We start from the raw sequence: 7,033 nt of genomic DNA on the forward strand, positions 1-7,033 counted from the left end.
GGGCTAACGGTGGCGGGGTAATCAGGGTTCGTAGGGGTCGTAGGCGTTGTTGTAGGGTCCGTCGGCTTCGAGGCCTGGGCCGCCGGCTTCAGGGTCGGCGTCGGGGTCGGCTTCGGGGTTCGGGCCGGACCCGGGGTAGGTGGTCGCCGTTGGGGGCTGGTGCGGCTGGTTCTGTGGATTCTGCTGGTGATCTGCTCGGTCGGACCCATCGAGGTCGAACAGCGGCTCGGCGAGATCAGGGAGCTGATGGAAGGCTCGCTGGACGGAGTCCGCTTCCTCGGTCTGGCCGACTGATCGCAGGAACTTGGCGAAGTTGATGACGAAGAACGTGCGGACACTCAGATCGGCCGGGATGCCGAGGTGGTCGGCGAAGTCGTCGACGTAGTCGTTCGTGGTTCGAGGAGCGCTGGTCGGGGCGGGTTCGAAGTCGGGCGCGTCGTAGTCGTCGTAGTTCTCGTAGTTTTCGTGGCCCTCGTCGGCAGCGTGTCCGTTCTGGGCCGCGTAGCCGTTCTGAGCGGCGTACTGCGGCGCGACCCAACGTCGGAACACCGGCGAGACGTCGGAGTCGTTGGCCGCCGCGGACAGCTCAGCCAGCGGCCCGATCAGGCTCACGGCGCGTTCGATGGAGTCCTCCTTACGCGACAACGCCCAGACCACGGCACTGCCCGCCGACTTGAGGACGTCATCGCCGAGGTAGGCACGACGCTGCTTCTCGTACTCGCGTTCCTTCGCCCACACTTCCTCTTCCTTGCGGATCTCGGCGAGGCGGCGCATACGCTCCTTGTCGTCGTCCGCCAGCGTGAGGGTGACATCCCCGGCCCACGCCTCGATCAGGCCGGCGGCGTCGGGGAGCTTCGCGCCGAGCGCCCCGGCCAGTTCCACCTCCGCCAACGCGACCTCACCGGGATCGCGTGCCGCCAACAGGTCGAAGGCACGCCGCACGATCACGGCCCGGGCGACGGCCTCCGGATCGCTGTGCGCGACCTGCGGCACGTTGGCACTCTCGCGCCAGCGCACGGTCGCCGAGAAGCGGAACTCGTAGCCGGGGACAGCACTGGGCACGGGCATTCGGGGCAGGCCGCAGGTGTGCTCGATGCTGGGCAGCATCAGGGGGCTCGAGGCGCCGGCCGACGGATCGCCCCCGTTCGTGAAGGTGCCGTCGACGTACGTGTACGCCCCGAGACCAGCATCAGCCACGCGGGTGCGCACAGTCGACTGGCTCCCCATCGCGACCGCGATGAAGACGAGCGGGATGCCGAGAAACACCGGCCAAAACGCCCACCCGACACTCGCGGCCACTGCCGCCAACGCTCCGGCCAACCCGGTCGTGACGATCCCGCCCATGATTTTGGTATCGGTGCTCATCAGTCGGTCCTTTCCATGGCGACGAAGGAGATGCCCTGTGCGGCGTTGATGCGATTCAGCAACTCATCGACGGTCTCCCACGCCCCACCACGCGCCGCGGCCCATTCCACGGCGGCGGAGAGCAGGAGGCCGCGGGTGGCCAGGTCGTCGGGGGCCTCAGCGAGGATGGTGAGGAGGACGTCGCGACGGCCGACGTCGGCAACCGTGGCGAGCCACTGGTCGAGCCGAGGCCGCCAGCTTTCGGGCTGCTGATGGAGCGTGGCGCGCCAGGCGAGAACGAGGTGGGCATGGACGCCGGCCTCGGCGGCCAGCGGACGCCCGCGGTTGCGGGAGTCGGTGAGGGCGAAAGGATCTATGACGCGGACGAAGATGTGGGGGTCGCGCGCGTTCGGGTACTCCGTCATGCGGAAAAGCAGCAGGCGGATGAGGCGGCTGAAACCATCTCGGGCAAGGAGCTTGGCCAGCTCATCGCACGCCGACCGACCGATCGGCCCGGGCTTACGAGCCAAGTGGTGCAGGCGGACCAAGGCCTGCTCGGGATATGTCTCGGCGATCACCTCGACGCAAGCTTGGATCAGCACCCGACCGAGACCGACCGAGACCGAACTGGTCACCCACTCCCGTATCTTGCGGCGGAACGCCCGGCCGTGATCGAGATCCGACAGCCCCAGTTTCAACAGGACGAAGGCCTGCTCCATCGCCAGGTCCTTCTCCCCATCGGCCAGATCGGAGACGAGATCCTTGATCGAGTCGATTTGGCCGGTCCTGAGATGTTGCCGCCCGAAGCGCTCCACGACCAGCGCCACATCCTGTGGAGCGAGCACCTGGCTCCCTTTGACCAGGGCTTCGATCCATTGCGCCAACGAGGCTCGCAGGGCCGGATAGCCATCCCACAGATAGTCACGGATCGCAGCATCCAAGGGCTTCCGGAACTGAAGTCGCCGCTGCTGGTCGATACCGGCGCCGAAAGTGGCCAGTTGTTGCTGAAGATCGATCTGGTCCAGCGGCAGATCCGGGTTCTTCGGATATTTCAGGGTACGCAGTAGCACTTTCGTGGCATGCCACGCACCATCGGCAGACCCGCCCGCGAACAGCGAAGCCGAGAGAAACAGGGCGCGCTGCTGTCCCGCTGTGAGGGTTTTGAGGATGGCCGCGACCTCCTCGCCACCGGCACGCAGCGTGTCCAAGGCCGCGCTCGTCCAGGCGCGGAAGTCGAGCGTGGGATTAGCCGCGCGGGCATCGGCCACCCGCTCCCTCAGCCGGTCCATATCGCGCATCGGTGCGTGCCGGAAGTGCGCTCGGAGTCCGGCCTCGTCGAGGCCTTCGCCGTACTCGATGCCGATGCTTCGCAGGTGCTTCCAATAGGCTTTGACCGGATCGGGCGGATTCACCTTCTGGATGTATTTCTGCCAGTCGGCTTCGGGTTCGCAGTCGTCCGGAAGGATCAGCACGGATCGCGCGTGAGCATCGAGCACACTTCTGAAGAAGGGTTGGATCTCGCGGGTAACCAAGTTGAAGGCCTCGCGACTCATGGCCGAGAGGTCGATGAGGAAGCGGTCGCCGAGCTCGGGCTCAAGCTTTTCGAGTCTGTCGTCATCGGCCCCGACCGCGGGCGCGTAGAACAGGCCGCGACTGGATGCGCTCCTGCGCAGCAATTCGAGGGCTGCGAAGCGTCGGCCCGAGCCGGGGTTCCCTTTCAAGACCACGATCTTGAGCTCTTCCATGGCCTTCCGGATCTCCCCGAATCCGTTCGGCGCATAGAAGCGAGCGCTCACGTTCTCGAATACCGTCTCGGACCAAGCACCTGGGCCTCGACGCGTCTCGGCCCTAGCCTGTTCGATTATCTGGAACAGGTTCAGCTGGTCCCCGCTCCCGGTGTGGACCGCGCCGCGGAGCCGGTGGAACTCCGTACTCACTTCTCGTCGTCCGGGTCGTCGTCGCCGGCCGGCTTGGTGTTGAACTGGGAGCCGCTGCCGGTGTGGACGGGGCCGTTGGAGTGGCCGATGAAGGTGCCGCCGCCGGTGTTGACGGCGCCGCCGTAGTTGGTGACGTCGCCGTGGGTGTCGCCGGACATGTGGATGCCGCCGTGGGTGTCGCCGGCGGTGTTGGCGATGCGGCCGGACTGGTTGCCGGTGGTGATGCCGCCGCTTTGGTTGGTGTTGGTGGTGCCCGGGGTCGGCGGTTCGGGCTGGGGCTTGGACCGCGTGGCGTCCACGAGGCCCGCGACGACTTCCTGGACCGCGGCGGCTATCTGCGGCAGCTGGGCCTCGGCTTCGCGGTGGTCGAAGCGGCGGTAGTTGAAGTTCACCAGGTCCTTGATGTCCGGCGGGAGGTCGGCGGGGAGGCGGTCGGTGGTGCGGCCGACCAGGATCGGGATCACGTTGGTCCCAGCCTGGAGCGCGGCGGCTATCTCGCGGCGGACCCAGTCGTTCTCGTCGTCGACGAGGCGGTGGCCTTGGGCGTCGCGCTTGAGCCAGTCCGGGCCGATGACGGCGAGCAGGACCCGGGCCTTGCGGGCTTCGCGGATCAGTTCCTGGTCGAAGCGCTCGCCGTGGTTCAGGGAGCTCGAGGCGTAGAAGACCTTGTCCCTGCCGAAGCGGCGCACCAGGTCGGCTTGGATCGCGAACGCCGCGTCGTGGGCGTCGTTGGTGCGGTAGTTGACGAAGATCTCGTGCATGATCGCAGGCCCCTTCCATGGGCGCGTGGAGGTGGTGCCGCAACGGATCGGTGCGGCGCCGGGCTAGAGCGAGGCGGTCAGACGCGGGCTGAGGGCCCGCACCGCGGGGTCGGCGCTGTGCCGGTTGAGGGTGCGGGACAGGCGGCGCAGGTCGGTCCGGATGGTCGCGGAGTCGGCGGCGTCGGCCTGGTCCAGGAGCGCGGATGTGATCGCGGTCGCCTGCGGGACGTCGCCGAGCGCCGCGTGGGCCAGGGCGAGGCGGGCTCCGTAGCGGGCGCGGTTGCGGGCCGCGTCGGGCGACAGGGCGGCCACCGCGGGGGTGAGGACGTCGGCGGCCTGTTCCCAGCGGGCGAGGTCGAACAGACACCAGCCGGTGGTGATGGCGAGCGGATCGCTCATAGTGGTCGGGCCGAGGGTGAAGGCCTTGTGCACGGCGCCATTGGGCGGTTGCGTGACAGAGGCCTGTGATGCCGCCGACTTCGGGGCCGGGGCCGGTGCGGGTGCCGGCATCGCCGAGACGCCGAGTTCGCGGGCACGGTCGAGGGCACGGAGGCACGCGGCGTGGTCGCCTTGGAGCGCGTAACCCTGCGCCGCGCGGCGGGCGGCCTGTTCGCGGATCGCGGGCGACCAGCGGGGGTGCTCGGCGTCGTGGACGGCGGCGACGGTGGCCGCGCCGTCGCCCTGGTACATCGCCACCAGCGCGCGGCGGATGCCGGTGTAGGCGACGAGTGTGGTGTCGCCCGCGGCGTCGGCGAGGCGTGCCGCGAGATCGGTCCACCACAAGGCGCCGGAGTCGCTGCCGGCTTCCTGCGCCATCCAGCCGGTGAACTCGGCATAGCGGGAGGTGAGGCGGAGCAGGCGGTTGCGGGTGCCTGCGGACGCGCGGGCGGCGAGGCTGCGCAGTGTCTCGGTCTGGGCCACGAGGGTCGGCAGGACCAGTGCCGGGCTCGCGGTCTGGCCCAGCGTGCGCATCTGGCCGAAGAGGGTCTCGAAGGCGCGGGTGGCGTGTTCGTCGCGGGCGGCGGCGGAGCGCGGGGCGAGGCCGGCGTCCAGGCCGACGGCGATCAGCGCGCCGGCTCCGGCCGCCAGGACTTCGCGGCGGGGGACGGCGGCGAACCAGTAGGCGTCGCTGTCGAAGCCGGCGGTCCAGGGTTGGTGGAGGTCGGGGCGGGCATTCCCCACATCCGCTGCCCGGCTGGCATGACCGGCTCGTTCAGCGTCGGGCGTCTGGTGCGCCGAGGGCTGGTCCTCGGCCAGCGCGGCCAGTGCGCCGTCCGCCTTCAGGTACGCGTCGCAGCGGCGCGCCAGTTCGGGGCGGGCGGGCATGCGGCCGGTCTCGATCTTGCTCAGATAGCCCTTGCTGTAGCGCAGATAGGCCGCCAACGTGCCCAGCGACAGTCCGGCGGCGACGCGGCGGGCCCGTAATTCGGCGCCGAAGCGTGAGAACTCCCCCATCCGACCTCTCCCCTCGATATAAGACCTCTTATTCTCTTACCGGCGTGGGGCAGACCGGACAAGGGGGACGGATCCGGTTTCCTGTTTCCTAACGGGGCGGGCCGACCTACCCTGAAAAACGCGCGGAAGTCCAGTGCGAGGGGTAGGGCATGTCTGATATCGAACGTACCGATCTGAACCGGCTGCGGGACATCATCCGCAGTGCGCAGCAGGAGGGCCAGCAGTATCCGGTCGATCCGAAGGCCCGGATCTCGGTCGGGTCCGAGGGCGAGATCTATACCGGGCCGGCGCCGACCGGGCAGCCGTTGAGCAAGGTGCAGCACGGCACCTTCGCGGCGCGGGTGCGCGGGCGGGAGGTCGAGGATCTGCGGTGGGCGGCGCAGCACATGCCGCGCAACACGCGGTTCATCGACCACCGGGACGCGCGCGGGTGGTGCTACACGTTCCGGTCGCAGATGGGGCGGTCGTACACGATGTTCGTGTACTTCGACGGGATCAGCTATCAGGTGAAGCTGGTCGAGCCCCGGTTGGAGGGGATGGTCGGGGTGCACACCGGGCACCTTTTCGCCAACGGGAAGTTGTGCTTGAGCCAGGCCGGGGGTTCCGGGCAGCCGACTTTGGAGGAGGCGTATTCCAAGTCGGTGTTGTGGGCGACCGGGATGGATGTGGTGTTGGCCGGGCATCCGTTCCCGTTCTCGGTGAACAACGAATTCGAATATGGGCTCTGATTCGGTGGGGACGGGACCGATGCTGACGCCGGTGCGGGTCGCGGACTTCGTGCTGGACGCGATCGCCGCCCGGATCGGGGCTGTCGAGCCGGAGCAGGGCGGGGCGCTGCTGGGGCTGCCGGGGCTGGACTACGTCACCGAGTTCATCCACGACGCCGGCGCCGCCACCACCGGCACGCGGTATCAGAACACGGACGCGCTGATCGGCGCCATCGGCGCGCGGGAGGCGGCGACCGCGGCACGGTTCAAGGGGATCGTGCACTCCCACCCGCGCGCGATGCCCGTCCCCTCGGGCCAGGACCAGTCCGAGTACGCGGAGTCGCTCCGCCTGAACCCGCAGCTGGCGCGCTACCTGGCGCCGATCGTGACGCACGACGTGGACACACCGCTGGCCGGGCACGAGGTGCGGCTGGGGCCGGCGCGGATCTCGTTCTACGGCTCCTCGCGCGCGCCCGGCGGCATGACACTGACACCGCTGCGGCCGGTGGTGGTGCCGGTGACACGCATGCTGCGCCGGGCCGGGGTGCGCCCGGCGGGCGACCCGGCGGCGATCGAGGTGGAGGGCACGACGCTGCTCGCCACGCACGCGGAACTGCCCGGCATCGGACCCGCCACGCTGCTGTTCGGCGCGGACTTCCCGGCGACGGCACCGATCGTGCTGCCGGAGCGCGGCGGACCGCTGGCGCTGACCTGGGACCTCGGCGCCCCGGCGGTGGAGCGGCTGGCGGGAACTCGCGGTAGAAGGCGCGGCCGAGGCAGTCGGTGTCGTTGTAGTCCCCGTGCCCGAAGATGTGGTTCGCGGTGAGGC

Annotated in this window: 6 protein-coding genes; 2 read left to right on the plus strand and 4 right to left on the minus strand. The window is 69.2% G+C overall.

Annotated features, from left to right (window positions below; genetic code table 11):
* Positions 1-21 precede the first annotated feature (21 nt).
* From IZR01_RS47030 to IZR01_RS47045, 4 genes are all read right to left on the minus strand, one after another.
* A complete protein-coding gene (locus tag IZR01_RS47030; protein WP_194927640.1) occupies positions 22-1,365 on the minus strand; it encodes a hypothetical protein in 1,344 nt (447 codons plus the stop codon).
* On the minus strand, positions 1,365-3,089 hold the full coding sequence (locus IZR01_RS47035; protein ID WP_194927641.1) for a hypothetical protein: 1,725 nt from the start codon (positions 3,087-3,089) through the stop codon (positions 1,365-1,367). The genes IZR01_RS47030 and IZR01_RS47035 overlap by 1 nt, the downstream gene beginning before the upstream one ends.
* A 188-nt stretch (positions 3,090-3,277) precedes the next feature.
* On the minus strand, positions 3,278-4,042 hold the full coding sequence (locus IZR01_RS47040) for a toll/interleukin-1 receptor domain-containing protein (RefSeq protein WP_194927642.1): 765 nt from the start codon (positions 4,040-4,042) through the stop codon (positions 3,278-3,280).
* Between the two features lie 63 nt (positions 4,043-4,105).
* Positions 4,106-5,497 (minus strand): helix-turn-helix domain-containing protein, encoded by a 1,392-nt coding sequence (locus IZR01_RS47045; RefSeq protein WP_194899483.1) that lies wholly within the window; start codon positions 5,495-5,497, stop codon positions 4,106-4,108.
* A 149-nt stretch (positions 5,498-5,646) separates the two neighbouring features.
* Between IZR01_RS47045 and IZR01_RS47050 the strand changes: the two genes are divergently transcribed.
* Entirely contained in the window at positions 5,647-6,225 is a 579-nt protein-coding gene (locus IZR01_RS47050) for a hypothetical protein (RefSeq protein ID WP_194899484.1), read from the plus strand.
* Positions 6,215-7,030, plus strand: coding sequence for a Mov34/MPN/PAD-1 family protein (locus IZR01_RS47055; RefSeq protein ID WP_194927643.1), 816 nt, complete (start codon positions 6,215-6,217; stop codon positions 7,028-7,030). The genes IZR01_RS47050 and IZR01_RS47055 overlap by 11 nt, the downstream gene beginning before the upstream one ends.
* The last annotated feature ends 3 nt before the right edge of the window (positions 7,031-7,033 follow it).

Source organism: Catenulispora pinisilvae (assembly GCF_015356865.1).
Lineage (GTDB): Bacteria > Actinomycetota > Actinomycetes > Streptomycetales > Catenulisporaceae > Catenulispora > Catenulispora pinisilvae.

Coding starts and splice junctions, on each gene's coding strand:
- IZR01_RS47035 (WP_194927641.1), bottom strand. CDS start 3,089: ATGGAAGAGCTCAAGATCGTGGTCTTGAAAGGGAACCCCGGCTCGGGC.
- IZR01_RS47045 (WP_194899483.1), bottom strand. CDS start 5,497: ATGGGGGAGTTCTCACGCTTCGGCGCCGAATTACGGGCCCGCCGCGTC.
- IZR01_RS47055 (WP_194927643.1), top strand. CDS start 6,215: ATGGGCTCTGATTCGGTGGGGACGGGACCGATGCTGACGCCGGTGCGG.
- IZR01_RS47040 (WP_194927642.1), bottom strand. CDS start 4,042: ATGCACGAGATCTTCGTCAACTACCGCACCAACGACGCCCACGACGCG.
- IZR01_RS47030 (WP_194927640.1), bottom strand. CDS start 1,365: ATGAGCACCGATACCAAAATCATGGGCGGGATCGTCACGACCGGGTTG.
- IZR01_RS47050 (WP_194899484.1), top strand. CDS start 5,647: ATGTCTGATATCGAACGTACCGATCTGAACCGGCTGCGGGACATCATC.